This is a genomic window from Rathayibacter sp. AY1A4, assembly GCF_002930955.1.
GTDB lineage: Bacteria > Actinomycetota > Actinomycetes > Actinomycetales > Microbacteriaceae > Rathayibacter.
Genome location: NZ_PSTN01000008.1, coordinates 1 through 15802 on the forward strand (window position 1 = coordinate 1; position 15802 = coordinate 15802).

The following is a 15802-nucleotide window of genomic DNA, read 5'->3' on the forward strand; positions in this document are numbered from 1 at the left end:
TCGCGCCTGCACGGGGCGGGCCGGCGCCTGCCGTTCGCCGTCGAGGTCGTCGCGTTCGGCGACGAGGAGGGCACCCGCTTCGGCACGGCGCTCCTCGGCTCCCGCGCCCTCGCCGGCACCTGGGACGAGCACTGGTGGGAGCTCGAGGACGCCGACGGGACGACGCTCGTCGAGGCGTTCCACGAGTTCGGGCTGGACCCCTCGCGCATCCGCACCGCCGCGCGCGACGCGCAGGACGTTCTCGCCTACCTCGAGGCACACATCGAGCAGGGCCCCTACCTGGAGGAGGCTGACCGCGCCCTCGCCGTGGTCTCCTCGATCGCGGGCGCCCGCCGCTTCGCACTCACCCTCACCGGCAAGGCCGGGCACGCGGGCGGGGTCCCGCTCGACCGCCGCCGCGACGCGCTCACCGGGGCGGCCGAGGCCGTGCTCGCGGTGGAGCGCATCGCGCGGGAGCAGGGCGTGATCGCCACGGTCGGCCGGCTCGAGACCTTCCCGGGCGCGGTCAACGTCATCCCCGGCCGGGTCGAGTTCAGCCTCGACCTCCGCGCCGAGACCGACGCCCAGCGCGACGCGGCGTGGGACGCCATCGAGCACGCGATGTCGGAGTCGGCGTCGCGCCGCCGTCTCGCGCTGACGGTGGAGGAGACCCATTCGGCCCCCGCGGTCGTCGCCTCCTCTCGGCTGCAGGACGTCGTGCGGGCGGGCATCCGCGCGACCGGGGACGCGGAGCCGATGGTGCTGTTCTCCAAGGCCGGCCACGACGCGATGGCGGTCGCCGACCTCGCCGAGTACGCGATGCTCTTCCTCCGCTGCGAGGGCGGCGTCAGCCACCACCCGGACGAGAACGTGACCGAGGCCGACGTCGCGACCGCGCTCGACGCGTTCGAAGCGGCCGTGCTGGCGCTCGCCGACGGGACGCCGACCGCGTGACTCCCGCCCCGGCCCCCTCGCCGAGCATCGGCCACCGCATCGATGCCGGCTACGCCGCGCTGTCGCGGCAGGAGCAGCGGGCGGCCGACTTCATCCTCGACCACCTCGGCGACCTGGCCGTCTACACGGCGACCGAGCTCGCCCAGCACAGCGGAGTGTCCAAGGCCACGGTCTCGCGGCTGTTCCGCCGCCTGGGGTTCTCGAACTCGCAGGAGGTGCGCGAGCACGCCCGGGCGCTGCGGTCCTCCGGTGTGCCGGTCGGTCCCGCGCAGGGACAGGGGGATCCGCTCGCCGCGCACCTCGAGAGCGAGCGGGCGAACCTGGCCCGGCTGGCCGCCGCGTTCGGCGACGGGCGGCTGGAGGAGGCGGTGCGGCTGATCGCGGGAGCGCGCGAGGTCGTCGTGATCGGACTGCGCAACAGCTACCCGGTGGCGCTGCACCTGCGCCAGCAGCTCGCGCAGGCGCGCGGACGCGTCCGGATCGCCCCGCAGCCCGGCCAGTCGCTCAGTGAGGAGCTCGAGGGGCTCGGGGCCGAGGACGTCGTGGTGCTGGTCGGCTTCCGCCGCCGCCCCGCCTCCTTCGCCGCCCTGATCGGGACGCTCGCCGCGCGCGAGGTGCCCGTGGTGCTCCTCGCGGATCCGCCCGCCCGGCGCTACGCGGAGCACGCGGCGGTCTGGCTGGAGTGCCCGGTCGACAGCGGCACGGCGCTGGACAGCTACGCGGCGGCGATGAGCGCGGTCGCGCTCGTGGCGTCCGGAGTGCTCGGCGCGTCCCCGAGGGAGTCGCGCGAGCGGATCGCCGGGATCAGCACGGCCTACGCGGAGCTCGCCGAGCTGGAGGACCGGCCGTGAGCGAGGCGGCGGAGCTGATCCGCGCGCACGCCAAGGACCCCGTCGGCCAGGCCGATCCGACTCCGGCCCTCGGCCGTGCCGAGCTGATCACCCCCACCTGCGGCGACCGGATCGAGCTGCGCGTCGACGGCGGTGCGGAGCAGGTGCGCCTCGCCTGGAGCGGGCGGGGGTGCGAGGTCTCGCGGGGATCCGCGTCGCTGCTCGTGGACGGTCTCGACGGGCTGCCGGCGTCGGACGTGCGGGAGCGGATCGACGCGTTCCTCGCGGCGATGGCGCACCGGGAGGGTGCACTCGCCGGCGAGGAGCAGGCGCTGCTCGCGGTGGCGGGCAACCCCGTCCGCTCCGTCTGCGCGACGCTGGCCTGGCGGGCGCTGGCCGCCGCCCTCGACGACGCAGGCCTGGCGTGAACCGCTCAGTCCGGCCCGTCGCGGTCGGCTCCCGACCACAGATCGCCGCACTCCACCCCGCGCGCGCCCCTCGCGCGGAGCAGGTCGCGCGCGCCGGAATCGCCGTGCACGCCCTCGAGGAGCTCCGGCCAGTGGTCCCGTCCCAGCAGCACCGGATGACCGGGCCGACCGCGGAAGACCGCGCGGGCGAGCACGTCCGGCGCGACCGGCGCCTCCGCGAGCAGCCGGGCCCCCACGCTCGGCGGCTCCTCGGGCAGGTCGACCAGGGCGACCAGCGCGGCGACGCCCTCGGCCGCGGCGAGACCCGCGCGGAGCGACGCCGAGAGGCCGGTCTCCCACTCCGCCGCGACGACCACGTCCGCGGACGGCGGCACCAGGAGGCGCGCCCGTCCGGCCTCCGCGCCCAGGACCACGAGCACCCGCCCGCAGCCCACCGCGCGGAGCCTCTCGACGGCTCGCTCCACCCAGGGAACTCCCGCCGCGTCGCACCGCAGCGCCTTCGGGCCGCCCGCCCGTCGCCCCGCACCCGCCGCGAGCACCAGCCCGACGAGGTCCCGACTCCCGACCAGATCCATCCGACCATCGTGCCGCAGGCCGAGCCCCTGCTCCGCCGGACGAAGGAGACCGCATGACAGACATCCGATCCGAGACCGCCCGCGACGTGCTGCTCGCGTGCCTCGCCGTCCCGCGCTGGGCCGACGAGGTCGCCTCCGGCGCGCCCTACCCGTCGGCCGACGCGCTGGCCGACGCGGCCGAGCGGGCCGCGCGCACGCTCACCGAGGAGGAGGTGGAGGCGGCGCTGGCCGACCACCCCCGGATCGGCGAGCGGCACGCGGGCGCGGGGCGCTCCTCCGCGTTCTCGGCCGCGGAGCAGGCTGCGAGCCGCACGGGCGACGAGGAGCTGACCCGGCGGCTGCTGGCCGGCAACCGCGCCTACGAGGAGCGGTTCGGGCGCGTGTTCCTCCTCCGCGCGGCCGGCCGCGACCGGGCCGAGGTCGTCGCGGAGCTGGAGCGGAGGCTCGGGCTCGACGACGAGACGGAGGCCCGCATCGTCGCGGAGCAGCTGCGGGAGATCACGGTGCTGCGCGTCCGCGGCCTCGACGACGGGCGCCTCGTCCGGGCGGAGACCGCACGATGAGCGGGCACGCCAGCCGCGTCACCACCCACGTGCTCGACGCCGTCCGCGGCCGCCCCGCGCGCGGGGTCCCGGTGGCTCTCGACGCCCGTGTCGGCTCCGGCTGGGAGCGCCTCGCCGAGGCCCGCACCGACGACGACGGCCGCGTGGCGGCCTTCGGGCCGGAGCGCCTGGCCGCCGGGGTGCACCGGGTCGTCTTCGACACCGGCGCCTGGTTCGCCGCCTCGGGCACCGAGTCGTTCTACCCCGAGGTCGTCGTCGCCTTCCGCCTCGACGACGAGGAGGCGCACTTCCACATCCCGCTGCTGCTCAGCCCCTTCGCCTACTCGACCTACCGGGGCAGCTGATGCAGCTGCAGGACGTCCTCGACGCGCCGCAGCTGCGGCTGCGCGTGCTGGTCGCCGGCGACGGAGCGCTCGCGCGGCCGGTCGACGGCATCTTCACGACCGATCTCCTCGATCCGCGCCGCTACATCTCACGCGATCAGCTGGTGCTGACCGGTCTGGTCTGGCGTCGGGACGCCCAGGACAGCGCGGCCTTCGTCGCCGCGGTCGCGGACTCGGGTGCCAGCGCTCTGCTCGCCGGCGAGGGGCTGCTGGGCTTCGTGCCGGACGACCTCGTCGTCGCCTGCCGCGAGCACGACGTCCCGCTGATCGCCGTGCCGGCCGATGTGTCGTTCGGCGCGATCACGGCGCACCTGTCGAACGCCCTCGCAGGCGACCGCGTGGCCCGGCTGACGGCCGCCCTCGCCCGCCAGCGGGAGCTGCTGACCGAGGTCTACCGGGGGCAGCAGCTCGACGAGCTCGTCACGCGCACCTCGCGCGAGCTCGGACTCCCCGTGTCGGTGCTGACCGCCACCGGCCGGACCGCGGCCTCCGCCTCGCCCCTGGGCCTGGGGGAGATCGAGCGGGTCGTGCACGCGGCGCTCACGGCCCGGCGCAGCCCGGTCGTGGTCGCGGACGCCCGCGGCGGCGCCCTGTCGGTCCTCACCGTCGCCGGAGCGGGCGAGCACCGCGCCACCTCCTGGCTGGTCGTCGTCGGGGGCGACTGGAATGACTGGCCCGCCGCAGTACTCGACGCCGTGACGGAGCTCGCCGGAGTCGTGGGGGTCTACCGGCTGCAGCGGGAGGCGGCGCTCTCGGCCGACTCCGCTCTCGCCGACCGCCTGCTCGAGCTCGTGGAGGAGGACAGCGAGCAGCCCGAGGCCGCGGTGTACCTGCGGCAGCTCGGACTCGGCGGCGCCGGGCGGTGCGCCGTGGTCGCCGCCGAGTTCGAGGGCGACGCGCCCCCGGACCTGGCGCGCCGTGTCCTGGTCGACGCCGCCGCGCACCTGGGCCGCGCCGTGGTCGGACGCGACGCCCAGGGCTGCGCGGTGGCGGTGCTGCCCACCGAGGCGACCGATGCGATCCCCACCGGCGCGGATCCGCTCGCCGTCGTCACCTCGGCGCTGCGACGAGCGGGAGCCGCGTGGCCGGGCGCCGTGCTGCGCGTCGGGACGAGCGCCGCGACTCCGCTGCCCGCGCTCGGCGGCGCCGTCCGCTCGGCACGCTACGGGATGCTGCTGCCGGGCTCTCCGGGCGACGACGCTCCGGTGCGGGTCAGCGACTCCGGGGAGGTCACCTCCGCCGTGCAGCTGCTGAGCGCGGTCCCCGACCACCTGCGCTCGGTGTTCGTCGAGCTGGTGCTCGGGCGGCTCGTCGAGCACGACGCGCGCTACGGCTCGCAGCTGGTCGCCACGCTCGCGGCGTTCCTCGACTGCGGCGGCTCGTGGGTGCGCACGGCGGAGCAGACGCACCTGCACCTGAACACGGTGCGGTACCGCATCGCGCGGGTGGAGGAGCTGACGCAGCGCGACCTGTCGGACACCGCGGACCGCGCCGACCTGTTCCTGGCGCTGCGCCTGCGCTGACGGCCGGGTGCGCGCGGTCCGCACCGCGCCGCCCGGGCCGGCCCCGTCACTCCGGAGGCGCGATCCGCCTGCCCCGGACGTGCACCGCGGCGATCGCCGGCTCGCGCAGGGTCATCAGCAGGGCGAAGAGCAGCTGGGCCGTCGCCTCCTCCTCGTCGTCCGCGCGGATCCCGTGGGCGAGGACGTCGGCGAGCGGCTCCCACCGGTCGGGCTCGATGCGGAGGAAGTCCGCGTCCTTCCCGGGGTCGAGGCTGCCGAACCGCTCCTCCTGGTCGAGCGCCCGCGCGCCGGCGAGCGTCGCCGTGAACAGGAGCTCGGCCGGATGCAGGGCGACGGCCGCGTCGCCGGGCTCCGAGAGGTGCACCTTGAAGGCGTCGTTCGCCACTCGCGCCAGCAGCCACTCGTCGCCCGCGCCCACGTCCGTGCCGAGGGCGACGGTGACCCCCGAGGCGGCGGTCCGGCGCCAGGGCATGGTGCCGGAGCCGAGGAACTGCTGCGAGGTCGGGCAGTGGGCGATCGAGGTGCCGGTCTCCTCCATCCGGTGCAGCTCCGCGTCCTGGCAGTGCACGGCGTGGGCGAGGATCGTGCGCGGCCCGAGGAGGGAGGAGCCGCCGCGCGCGGAGCCGGGCAGGAAGAGCCCGTCGTAGGTGTCGAGGTAGCTGCGGGTGCCGTACGAGCCGAGCACGGCGGCGATCTCGCCGTCGCCGGGCCGGTCGTTCTCGTTGAGGTGGCTGTGCACGTAGACGCCGCGTCCGCGGACGTCGTCGTAGAGGTCGCCGAGCGCTCCGAGGGTCCGGGGAGTGACGGACAGCGAGAACCGCGGGACGATCGCGACCTGCAGGAGCGGGTCCCTCCCGTGCCAGCGGTCGATCTCCTCCGACGCGAGCGTCAGCGCCTCCTCCTCGGAGGTGATCAGGGGCGCCGCCGAGGCCGGGCCCGTGGTCTGGATCCCTCGCCCCGACACGATCCGCAGCCCCGCCTCGCGGGTGCGCTCGAAGAGGGCGTCCTGCGCGGCCGGGAACGCGGAGCCGAAGACCATCGCGGCGGTCGTGCCCGCGGCCACCCGCCGCCGGGTGAAGGCGCGCGCGACGACGTCGGCGAACTCCGGGTCGGCGAGCCGCGCCTCCGCGGGGAACACCGTCCGGTCGAGCCACTCGAGCAGCTGGCCGCCGCCGAAGCCGTCGGTCGAGAACGTCTGGGGGAAGTGCACGTGCGCGTCGACGAAGCCGGGCAGCAGGATCGACGCGGCGTCGCCGGAGACCGGCAGGAGCGCGAAGCGGTCCGGCAGCTCGCGGTACGGACCGACCCAGGCGATCGTGCCGTCGTCGTCCACAGCGAGAGCGCCGTCCGGGATCGACACCAGCGACTCCTGCGCGGTCGCGAGCGTCGCACCCCCGGCGACGTGCAGCACGTGCCCCCGGTGGACGCCCCCGGCGCCGGTCACACCAGGCTCGTGTAGGCGGTCCAGGCGGATCCTGCGGGCGGCGCGTCGTCGCGGGTGACGCTCGCCTGGATCAGCCCGTAGGGGCGGTCGGCGGCGTGGAAGACCTCGTTGTCGTTCTCGACGCCGAAGGGCGAGAGGTCGTAGACGAAGTGGTGCTTGTTCGGCGCGGAGAGACGGATCTCGACGATCTGCGGGTACTCCTCCAGGACCGCCTTCCCCATCTCGAAGAGCGTCTGCTGGAGGGCGAGGGAGTGCACGGTCGCGAAGCGGCTCGTCATGAGCGCCTTGACGCCCGTGTAGACCGCCTCCCAGTCCATCGCCGCGATCTCGTCCTCGCTCAGGGCGAAGCGCCACCTCGCGACCAGCGAGGTCGCCATCACCCGGTCGTTCGTCGGCTGCAGGACCGTGTACGGGTCGGTGAGGAAGCCGTGGAACTCGCTCCCCGTGGACTTCAGGATCGTGAGGTCCTTGAAGCCGCCGGTGATCCAGATCCGCCGCTCGTCGCCCGAGCCCTCGACCGTGACCGACGCGATCCGCGTCTCCTGGCCCTTCCGGACCCAGGTGTGGTCGTGCTCGCGCCCGTCCACCAGCACGCGCTCCCAGGCGAACTCCTCGATCTCGATGCGGGCGCCGTGGACGGGCTCGTAGCCGTCGACGAAGTGGCGGGCCAGCTCGAGGCCGTAGGGCTCGATCGAGCGCAGGCCCTTCTCCTTGGCGAAGGCGTACGCCGTCTGCTTCTGCGTGTCCGTGGGCAGGACGGCCGACTGGTCGCCCTCTCGGTGCGCGGCCTCGAAGTCGCCGCGGAGGGCCGTGGAGACGTTGACGTCGTGGATCTCGTGCCGCGGGGTCTCGCGGTAGATCCGCACGACGCGGTTCTCGGCCTTCCCGTACTGGTGGTCCCCGAGGATGATCGACATGTCCGCTCCTGTCCGTTCCGTGCGGCCGGGCCCGGTCACGCGGTGGTGACCGTCCTGCTCGCGGCTCCTGCGAGCCCGTCTGCCAGCCTCGCGCCTGCCGGGGGCTCCGCGCACCGGCGGAGCATCCCGAGGAGCCGCCGCCGGGACTCCGAGTCTTGTGCGATCCGCCCGCTCCGCGGCTCCGACCCGCCTCCGTTCACACGCTCGAAACCTGCCGATGACACGGCGGCGCTCGGCGTGAGCGGTCGAGCTCCCCGAGGTGTCGTCAGGGAGGCGGGGGATCGGCGGGTCGAGGTCAGGGGCGGGTGAGGAGGCGCCCGGCGGGCGGGACCGTCGCGGCGGTGACGCGGCGGCCGCCCACCCAGGTGGCGGCGACGGCGCCGCGGAGGACGCGGCCCTCGTAGGCCGAGACGGGGTTCCGGTGCGAGAGGGCATCGACGTCCACGCGCCACTGCGCCTCCGGGTCGAACGCGACCAGGTCGGCGTCGGACCCCGCGTGCAGCAGGCCCTTCTGGCCGAGCCCGGCGAACGCGGCGGTCGCCGTGGACATCCAGGCGACGACCTGCTCGAGCGGGATGCCCCGCTCGCGGGCCCCGGTCCAGACCGCGCGGAAGCTCAGCTCGAGTCCCGAGATCCCGCCCCAGGCGACGCCGAAGTCGCCGCCGGCGGGGAGCTTCAGCTCGGCGGTGGCGGGGGAGTGGTCCGAGGCGATGATGTCGATCGTCCCGTCGAGCAGCCCCTTCCAGAGCAGCTCGCGGTTGCGCTCGTCGCGGATCGGCGGGCAGCACTTGAACTGCGTGCCGCCGTCGGGGATCGAGCCGGCGTCGAAGGTGAGGTAGTGCGGGCAGGTCTCGGCGGTGATCGGCAGCCCCTCGGCCTTGGCCTCGCGCAGGAGCGGCAGCGCGTCGGCGGAGGAGAGGTGCAGGATGTGCGCGCGGCAGCCGGTCTCGCGGACGGCCTCGATCACGTGCAGGATCGCGCTGCGCTCGGAAGCGGGCGGGCGGGAGTCGACGAACGCGCCGTAGGAGGCGCCGGGCTCCAGCGCGCTCGCCTCCAGCTCGGCCGGGTCCTCGGCGTGCACGATCAGCAGTCCGTCGAAGGCGGCGATCTCGCGCATCGCCTCGACGAGCTGCTCCCGGCTCAGGTGCGGGAACTCGTCCACGCCGCTCGGCGAGAGGAAGCACTTGAAGCCGAAGACGCCCGCGTCGTGGAGCTCACGCAGCGTGCCGAGGTTCGAGGGGATCGCCCCGCCCCAGAATCCGACGTCCACCTGCGCCTGCGGCCCGGCGGCCGCGCGCTTGGCCTCGAGCCCCGCCACCGTGGTGGTCGGCGGGATCGAGTTCAGCGGCATGTCGATGATCGTGGTGACGCCCCCGGCGGCGGCCGCACGGGTGGCGGAGGCGAAGCCCTCCCACTCCGTGCGGCCCGGCTCGTTGACGTGCACGTGGGTGTCGACGATCCCCGGGATCAGGACCTGGCCCTCGGGGAGGACGATCTCCTCCGTGGTCCGCCAGGGGGCGTCCCGCTCGCCGACCGCGACGATCAGGCCCTCGGCGATCGCGATGCTGGCCGGACGCCGGCCGTTCTCGGTCAGCACGTCCGAGGCGCGGATCACGAGGTCGAGGAAGGGAGCGTCGTCAGGCATGGATCGACCCTATACTCGGCATGTTTCCTGCGTGTGAGCGCCCGTCGGCGGCTCCGCCCGGCCTCCCCGCAGCCCCGGCGCCGTCGCCTCCCGTCCGAGAAGAGGAGGCCGTCGTGCTCGACATCGCCGCCGCCCTACTCGAGCGCGTCGAGACGGGCGGGAGCGTCGCCGTCGTCACGGTCACGCATGTCTTCGGCTCGGCTCCCCGCGCTCTCGGCTCCTCGATGGCGGTGGACGCGGAGGGACGCGCGATCGGCTCGATCTCCGGCGGCTGCGTCGAGGCGCAGGCGTACGCGCTGGCCCAGGAGGTGCTCGGCACCTCGGGCAGCGCGTCCGAGCACTTCGGCTTCGACGACGAGGCGGCCTTCGCCGCGGGCCTGTCCTGCGGGGGGCAGCTGCGCGTGTTCGGCCAGGTCGTCGACTCCGGCTGCACCGCGGTCCTCGCCGAGCTGCGCGCCGCCCGCGCCGGCCGCTCGGCCGCGCTGGCGATCGTCGTCGGCGGCCCGGAGGAGCTGGTCGGCCTCGTCCTCACCGGAGCGACGCGCCTTCAGGACGTCGTCGGCCCGCACCTGGACGAGGACACCGCCCGCCGCATCCTCGCCGAGCGCGAGGCGCGCCTGGCCTCCGGCCGCTCGGCCACGGTCGAGACCGCCTGCCGGGGCGCCGAGCTCGAGGTCGCCTACGTCGTGCACGCGGAGCGGCCGCGCCTGCTGATCTACGGCGCCGTCGACTTCTCCGCCGCGCTCTGCTCCGCAGGCTCCCTGCTCGGCTACCGCGTGACCGTCTGCGACGCGCGTCCGGTGTTCGCGACCGCCGAGCGCTTCCCGGGCGCGGACGAGGTCCTCGTCGAGTGGCCGTCCGACCACCTCGCCCGCGCCGAGGTCGACTCGCGCACCGTGATCGCGGTGCTCACGCACGACGAGAAGTTCGACATCCCGCTGCTCGAGACCGCGCTCGCGCTCCCGGTCGCCTACGTCGGCGCGATGGGATCGCGGCGCACCCACGAGCGGCGGCTGCGGCTGCTGCGCGAGGCGGGAGTGACGGAGGAGGCGCTCGCCCGGCTGCACTCGCCGATCGGCCTGGATATCGGCGCGTCGACGCCGGAGGAGACGGCCGTGTCGATCCTCGCGGAGGTCCTCGCCGCGCGCACGGGGACGTCCGGGGAGCCGCTCGCGGGGCGCTCGGGCCCGATCCACGCGGCGCGCTGAGCCGCACGTCCTTCCCTGACCACGCGCCGTCGTGATCGCGCCGGCCTGATCGCACTCCGGCGGGAAACGGCCGCGAAACACCGCGCTGCCATGCTCGGGGCATGCAGCGCCACGTCCTCACCGGAGCCCACGTCGCCACCGTCGACGCGCACGGGACCGAGCACCCCGTCGGCCACGTCGTCGTCGACGACTCCCGCATCGTCGCCGTCGGGGCCGGCGACCCTCCGGCATGGGCCCTCGACGGACGGTCGCCGACGGGTCTGCCGGCGCAGGAGGCGATCACGCTCACGCGGGTCGACGGCCGAGGCCACCTGCTCACACCCGGGCTCGTCAACACGCACCACCACCTCTACCAGTGGCTCACCCGCGGCTGGGCGCAGGACTCGATCCTCTTCGACTGGCTGGTCGCGCTCTACCCCGCCTGGTCCCGCATCGACGCCGACCTGACCCGCTCCGCCGCCCTCGGCGCGATGGGCGTCCTCGCCCGGTCCGGCTGCAGCACCGTCGCCGACCACCACTACGTCTTCCCGCGGGGCTCCGGCGACATCGTCGGCGGCATCGTCGACGCGGCCGGCACCCTCGGCCTCCGGCTGCACGCGACCCGCGGGTCGATGGACCTCGGCGAGTCCCGGGGCGGCCTCCCGCCGGACTTCGCCGTCGAGACCACGGCGGCCGCGCTCCAGGCCAGTGGAGAGGCGGTCCAGCGGTACCACGACGCCTCCGCCGACGCGATGGTGCGGGTCGCGATCGCCCCGTGCTCGCCCTTCTCGGTGACCACCGACCTGCTGCGCGAGTCGGCCGTCCTCGCCCGTCAGCTCGGGGTCCGGCTGCACACCCACGGCTCCGAGACCGTGGAGGAGGACGCCTACACGCGGGAGGCGTTCGGCCTCTCGCCCACCGACCACCTGGAGTCGCTCGGCTGGCTCGGCGACGACGTCTGGATGGCGCACTGCGTCCACCTCGACGCCGACGCGATCGCGAAGTTCGCGGCCACGGGCACCGGAGTCGCGCACTGCCCGTCCTCGAACGGCCGGCTCGCCGCGGGCATCGCGCCGATCCCGCAGCTGCTGGCGGCAGGAGCACCGGTCGGCCTCGGGGTGGACGGCGCGGCGTCGAACGAGTCCGGGCAGCTCGGCTCCGAGATCCGCGCCGCGGTCCTGATGAACCGCCTGCGCGCCGGCGCCGACCGGATGAGCGCCCGGCAGGCGCTCTCGGTCGCCACCATCGGCGGGGCCCGGGTGCTCGGCCGGCAGGACGAGATCGGCTCGATCGAGGTCGGCAAGCTCGCCGACCTCGCGCTCTGGCGGATCGACGGGATCGAGCACGCGGGCATCGCCGACCCGGTCGCGGCCCTCGCACTCGGAGCGCAGCCCCCGCTGAGCCTGCTCCTGGTGCAGGGTCGCCCGACGGTGCGGGAGGGACGGCTGGTGAACGCGGACGAGGACGCGATCGCCCGCGAGGTCGCCCGGGCGAGCACGGAGCTCGCGTCGCGCGTCTGAGCTGCGGCGGCCGATCGGCGCTCAGCCCGTCGTCGTTCAGCCGGGCGGCGCCTCCGCCGCGACGGTCGCGACCGGGGCGGCGTCCGGGTGCAGGAGCCGCCAGATCCGGTCGCGGGAGAGCGGCAGCTCGGTCGGCCGCACGCCGATCGCGTCGCGGACGGCGTTGGCGAGTGCGGGGGCGACCGGGTTGTAGGGCGCCTCGCTCATCGACTTCGCGCCGAACGGCCCGAGCTCGTCGGCGGTGTCCGCGAAGAGCACCTCGGTCTCGGGCACGTCCGCCATCTGCGGGATGTGGTAGTTCCGGAGGATCGCCGTGGTCACGGTGCCCTCGCCGTCGAGGATCACCTCCTCGTACAGCGCCGAGCCGATCGCCTGCGCCACTCCGCCCTCGACCTGCCCGCGGCACTGCGCCGGGTTGATCACGAAGCCGGCGTCGGCCGCCTGGACCGACTGCAGGATCCGCACCTCGCCCGTCGGCTCGTGCACCGCGACGCGGAACCCCTGGACGTTGAACGCGAGCGAGCGCTGAGCGCCGTCCTCGCTCCCGGTCGCGGTGACCGGTCCGCCGGCCGCGCGGACCAGATCGGCGAACGCGACCCGGGTGCCGTCCGGAGCGAGCAGGCCCTCGTCGTCGGGCTCGAAGGTCTCGTCGTGCCCGGTCAGCCGCTTGGCGAGCGCCTGCAGCTCGGCGAGGAGGCGCGTCGCGGCCGAGTGGACGGCCTTGCCCGCGACGACCGTGCCGGCGCTGCCGAACGCTCCGGTGTCGTAGCGGGCCGCGTCCGTGTCGGACTGGCGGATCCGCACCCGGTCGGCCGAGGCGCGGAAGGCGCTCGCGACCAGCTGCGTGTGCACGGTGGTGGTCCCGTTGCCGAACTCGGCCGTGCCGACGCCGATGGTCAGCACGCCCGCGGCGTCGACGGTGACGGTCGCCTCCGAGAAGTGGCCCCGCGGTGGGATGGTGGCGATCATCGCCAGTGCCGTGCCCTGCCCTGTCCGCCACCCCGGTCCGTCGGGGGCGGGGGAGCCGCCGCCGCCGGCCAGTGCCGCCTCGGTGAGGTCGAGGCACTGGTCGAGCCCGTAGGAGGCGAAGCCGATGTCGTCGCCCTCGACGTGCGTGACCACCAGCGGCTCGCCCGGGCGCACCGCGTTGATCCGCCGCAGCTCGAACGGGTCGATCCCGAGCTCGCGGGCGAGATCGTCCATCGCCGACTCGATGCCGAAGATCACCTGCCCGAGGCCGTAGCCGCGGAACGCTCCCGAGGGGAGGTTGTTCGTGTAGACGGCCTGCGCGTCGACGCGCTTGCTGGGCGCGCTGTAGACGGCGACCGACTCCGAGGTGCCGTGGAACATCACGCCGGGTCCGTGATTGCCGTAGGCGCCGGTGTCCGAGAGCACGTCCACGGCGAGGGCGGTCAGCCGTCCGTCGCGCCGGGCGCCGAGCGTGACGCCGACCCGCATCGGGTGTCGGCATGGGGCCATCGTGAACTCGTCGCTCCGGGTGAACTCGAACTGCACGGGCCGGCCGGTGGCGAGCACGGCGAGGGCGACGACGTCCTCCGTCAGGATCTCCTGCTTGCCGCCGAAGCCGCCGCCCACCCGTGCCGTGAAGACGCGGACGGTCGACGGATCGCGGTCGAACAGGCGCGCGATCTCGTCGCGCACGAGGAAGGGCACCTGCGTCGAGGTCCGCAGCACCAGCTCTCCGCCCTCGAGCCAGCCGATGGTGCCGTGGGTCTCGAGCGCCGTGTGCGCGACCCGGGAGGTCGAGTACCGGCCCTCGACGACCACGTCGGCCTCCGCGAGTCCGGCGGCCACGTCCCCGTACTCTCCGTGGAGCTCCGCGACGACGTTCGCCTCCGGCCGGGCGATGCGCGAGGCGATCGGATCCTTGTCGGCGTGCAGGAGCGGCGCGCCGGCCGAGCGCGCCTCCTCCGGGTCGAAGACGGCGGGCAGCACCTCGTAGTCGACCTCGACGGCGCGGCAGGCCGCCTCCGCCTCGGCCACCGACTCCGCGACCACCACGGCCACGCGCTGCCCGCGGAACCGGACGACGGTGTCGAGCATGCGAGTGTCGTCCGGGTCGTCGAGCCGGGACTCGTGGCGGGCGGTGGAGTAGAGGACGTCGGGGACGTCCTCGGCGGTGAGGACCGCGACGACGCCCCGCATCGCGCGGGCGGCGGTCGTGTCGATCGAGCGGATGCGCGCGTGGGCGTGCGGGCTCTGGACGACCTTCAGGTGCAGCAGGCCGGGCACGGCGACGTCGAGGGTGAACGGCTCGCGGCCCTGGACGATCCGCCGGCCGGCGGGCGCGCCGAGCGAGCGGCCGACCCGGGACTCCTCGGCCGACGGGCGACCGGTGCGGCGGACGGGGGTGAGACCCGACGGCGGGGTCGCGTGCCGTCCGCGGGCCGGGGCCTCCGTGCGATCCGCGCCGGACGGCTCGGCCGCGTGCGCGCCGTGCCCGGACGCGCAGGCGCCCGTCAGGGCCTCGCGGATGGGGCGGTAGCCCGTGCACCGGCAGAGGTTGCCCTTCATCAGCCGCGGCACGTCCTCGGCGCGGATTCCGTCGAGCGCCGTGGCCGTGACCACCATGCCGGCCGTGCAGAAGCCGCACTGGAACGCGCCGGCCTCGACGAACGCCTCCTGCACCGCGCTCGGCTCCTCGGGCGTGCCGAGGCCGGCCGCGGTCGTCACCTCCCGCCCCTCGACGCGGTGGGCGGGGTAGAGGCAGGAGTGGAACGGCGTCCCGTCGACGAGGACGGAGCAGGCGCCGCAGTCGCCGGCGTCGCACCCCTTCTTCACCTCGAAGTGCTCGTGGTCGCGGAGGAGGGTGCGCAGCACCTGGCCGGGGCGGGGGGAGGCGTCGACCGGCTCCCCGTTGACGGTGAACCTCATCGGGCGCCTCCGGTCAGCTCGGTGCGGATCTCCTCGGCGAGCACGCGGACGACGGCGTGGCGCCAGTCGGCGGCTCCGTGCGGGTCGGTGAACCAGGTCGCGACGCCGTCGACGGCCGCGGCGAGCTCGGCCGAGGAGGGAACGGCGGCGAAGCGGAGCCGCTCCGGCCGGACGGTCGCCGCGGTGATCGTGAGCACGAACGCGCCGTCGGTGTCGAGGCGGCCGATGACGACGGCGCCGGAGCGTCCGAGAGGGGAGAGCGCCGTCTTGCGGAACGCGGTGCGCGCCCGGAGGGAGGAGAGCGGGATCTCGATCGAGCGGATGACGTCGTCCTGGGCCAGGGAAGTGGTCGTGTTGCCGGTCACGAGCTCGGCGACCGGCACGGCGACGTCCGAGCCGTCGGCCCGCCAGACGAGGGCGGTGGCGTCGAGCGCGGCGGCGAGGCTGATCATCGGTCCTGCGGGCAGGGCGTTGGCGATGTTGCCGCCGACAGTGGCGACGTTCCAGATCTTGAAGGAGCCCAGCAGTGCCGTGCAGCACTGGAAGAAGAGCGGATGGGCGGTGTCGCCCGCGTCGGGCATCGCGGCGAGCTCGCTGAGCGTGCAGGTCGCCGCGATCGAGAGCCCGGCGTCCGTGCGCACGATCGGCTCCCAGGCGAATCCCTGCAGGTCGAGGAGCTCGTCGAGGTGGTCGTGGGGGAGGGAGAACACCCAGGAGCCGCCTCCGATGACCGCTGAGCGCGGCCCGCGGCCCGCCAGCTCGGAGCGCTCGCGCACCACCCGGACGCGCTGGATCGTGTTCAGGTCCATGCCGCGCCTCCGTCCCGCGCCCGTCGGGCGTCTCCCCCCAGTGAACCCCACCCGTGTGACGCCCGTGTTTCCCCACCCCGTCCTCCGGCGGCTCCGCTCCCCGTCCCTCCGGCGGATCCGCCATCCGCTGCGCCGCACCCCGGGCCCCGA

Annotated in this window: 14 protein-coding genes; 8 read left to right on the forward strand and 6 right to left on the reverse strand. The window is 75.1% G+C overall.

What is annotated here, in order from left to right; genetic code table 11:
• The 3 genes from C5B92_RS06470 to C5B92_RS06480 all read left to right on the forward strand — a co-directional run.
• A partial coding sequence (locus tag C5B92_RS06470) for a Zn-dependent hydrolase (protein WP_104350188.1) occupies nucleotides 1-933 on the forward strand: 933 nt, incomplete at its 5' end.
• Nucleotides 930-1784, forward strand: a complete 855-nt coding sequence (locus tag C5B92_RS06475) for a MurR/RpiR family transcriptional regulator (RefSeq protein WP_104256290.1) — start codon at nucleotides 930-932, stop codon at nucleotides 1782-1784. The genes C5B92_RS06470 and C5B92_RS06475, both read left to right, overlap by 4 nt.
• Nucleotides 1781-2191: an iron-sulfur cluster assembly scaffold protein gene (locus C5B92_RS06480; RefSeq protein ID WP_104256291.1), complete on the forward strand. Its 411-nt coding sequence runs from the start codon at nucleotides 1781-1783 to the stop codon at nucleotides 2189-2191. The genes C5B92_RS06475 and C5B92_RS06480 overlap by 4 nt, the downstream gene beginning before the upstream one ends.
• Nucleotides 2192-2196: 5 nt before the next feature.
• Here C5B92_RS06480 and C5B92_RS06485 read toward each other — a convergent pair whose 3' ends face one another.
• Nucleotides 2197-2766 (reverse strand): NTP transferase domain-containing protein, encoded by a 570-nt coding sequence (locus C5B92_RS06485; protein WP_104256292.1) that lies wholly within the window; start codon nucleotides 2764-2766, stop codon nucleotides 2197-2199.
• A gap of 53 nt (nucleotides 2767-2819) precedes the next feature.
• Here C5B92_RS06485 and uraD point away from each other — a divergent pair, with 53 nt between their 5' ends.
• Genes uraD through C5B92_RS06500 form a run of 3 tightly spaced genes read left to right on the forward strand, consistent with a single transcriptional unit; the run spans nucleotide 2820 to nucleotide 5235 of the window.
• On the forward strand, nucleotides 2820-3329 hold the full coding sequence (uraD, locus tag C5B92_RS06490; protein ID WP_104256293.1) for a 2-oxo-4-hydroxy-4-carboxy-5-ureidoimidazoline decarboxylase: 510 nt from the start codon (nucleotides 2820-2822) through the stop codon (nucleotides 3327-3329).
• Nucleotides 3326-3673, forward strand: a complete 348-nt coding sequence (uraH, locus tag C5B92_RS06495) for a hydroxyisourate hydrolase (RefSeq protein WP_104223494.1) — start codon at nucleotides 3326-3328, stop codon at nucleotides 3671-3673. The genes uraD and uraH overlap by 4 nt, the downstream gene beginning before the upstream one ends.
• On the forward strand, nucleotides 3673-5235 hold the full coding sequence (locus C5B92_RS06500; RefSeq protein WP_104256294.1) for a PucR family transcriptional regulator: 1563 nt from the start codon (nucleotides 3673-3675) through the stop codon (nucleotides 5233-5235). The genes uraH and C5B92_RS06500 overlap by 1 nt, the downstream gene beginning before the upstream one ends.
• Nucleotides 5236-5281: 46 nt before the next feature.
• On the opposite strand, the gene C5B92_RS06505 is transcribed toward C5B92_RS06500, so the two are convergent.
• The 3 genes from C5B92_RS06505 to allB form a co-directional block, all read right to left on the reverse strand.
• Nucleotides 5282-6679 (reverse strand): amidohydrolase family protein, encoded by a 1398-nt coding sequence (locus C5B92_RS06505; protein ID WP_104256295.1) that lies wholly within the window; start codon nucleotides 6677-6679, stop codon nucleotides 5282-5284.
• Nucleotides 6676-7596, reverse strand: a complete 921-nt coding sequence (gene pucL, locus C5B92_RS06510; protein WP_104256296.1) for a factor-independent urate hydroxylase — start codon at nucleotides 7594-7596, stop codon at nucleotides 6676-6678. The genes C5B92_RS06505 and pucL overlap by 4 nt, the downstream gene beginning before the upstream one ends.
• Before the next feature lie 295 nt (nucleotides 7597-7891).
• Nucleotides 7892-9241, reverse strand: a complete 1350-nt coding sequence (gene allB, locus C5B92_RS06515) for an allantoinase AllB (protein WP_104248249.1) — start codon at nucleotides 9239-9241, stop codon at nucleotides 7892-7894.
• A gap of 113 nt (nucleotides 9242-9354) precedes the next feature.
• Here allB and C5B92_RS06520 point away from each other — a divergent pair, with 113 nt between their 5' ends.
• Together C5B92_RS06520 and C5B92_RS06525 are read left to right on the forward strand one after the other, a co-directional pair.
• A complete protein-coding gene (locus C5B92_RS06520) occupies nucleotides 9355-10449 on the forward strand; it encodes an XdhC family protein (protein ID WP_258061288.1) in 1095 nt (364 codons plus the stop codon).
• Nucleotides 10450-10550: 101 nt separating this feature from the next.
• A complete protein-coding gene (locus C5B92_RS06525; RefSeq protein ID WP_104256298.1) occupies nucleotides 10551-11948 on the forward strand; it encodes an 8-oxoguanine deaminase in 1398 nt (465 codons plus the stop codon).
• Nucleotides 11949-11984: 36 nt separating this feature from the next.
• Here C5B92_RS06525 and C5B92_RS06530 read toward each other — a convergent pair whose 3' ends face one another.
• Both C5B92_RS06530 and C5B92_RS06535 read right to left on the reverse strand, forming a co-directional pair.
• Complete coding sequence (locus C5B92_RS06530) at nucleotides 11985-14843, reverse strand: molybdopterin cofactor-binding domain-containing protein (protein WP_104256299.1); 2859 nt, start codon at nucleotides 14841-14843, stop codon at nucleotides 11985-11987.
• Nucleotides 14840-15652: an FAD binding domain-containing protein gene (locus C5B92_RS06535; RefSeq protein ID WP_104256300.1), complete on the reverse strand. Its 813-nt coding sequence runs from the start codon at nucleotides 15650-15652 to the stop codon at nucleotides 14840-14842. The genes C5B92_RS06530 and C5B92_RS06535 overlap by 4 nt, the downstream gene beginning before the upstream one ends.
• Nucleotides 15653-15802 lie beyond the last annotated feature (150 nt).

What these genes read in the sequence shown, in the direction of transcription:
- C5B92_RS06485 (WP_104256292.1), bottom strand. Translation starts at nt 2,766, where the DNA reads ATGGATCTGGTCGGGAGTCGGGACCTCGTCGGGCTGGTGCTCGCGGCG.
- uraD (WP_104256293.1), top strand. Translation starts at nt 2,820, where the DNA reads ATGACAGACATCCGATCCGAGACCGCCCGCGACGTGCTGCTCGCGTGC.
- uraH (WP_104223494.1), top strand. Translation starts at nt 3,326, where the DNA reads ATGAGCGGGCACGCCAGCCGCGTCACCACCCACGTGCTCGACGCCGTC.
- C5B92_RS06500 (WP_104256294.1), top strand. Translation starts at nt 3,673, where the DNA reads ATGCAGCTGCAGGACGTCCTCGACGCGCCGCAGCTGCGGCTGCGCGTG.
- pucL (WP_104256296.1), bottom strand. Translation starts at nt 7,596, where the DNA reads ATGTCGATCATCCTCGGGGACCACCAGTACGGGAAGGCCGAGAACCGC.
- allB (WP_104248249.1), bottom strand. Translation starts at nt 9,241, where the DNA reads ATGCCTGACGACGCTCCCTTCCTCGACCTCGTGATCCGCGCCTCGGAC.
- C5B92_RS06525 (WP_104256298.1), top strand. Translation starts at nt 10,551, where the DNA reads ATGCAGCGCCACGTCCTCACCGGAGCCCACGTCGCCACCGTCGACGCG.
- C5B92_RS06530 (WP_104256299.1), bottom strand. Translation starts at nt 14,843, where the DNA reads ATGAGGTTCACCGTCAACGGGGAGCCGGTCGACGCCTCCCCCCGCCCC.
- C5B92_RS06535 (WP_104256300.1), bottom strand. Translation starts at nt 15,652, where the DNA reads ATGGACCTGAACACGATCCAGCGCGTCCGGGTGGTGCGCGAGCGCTCC.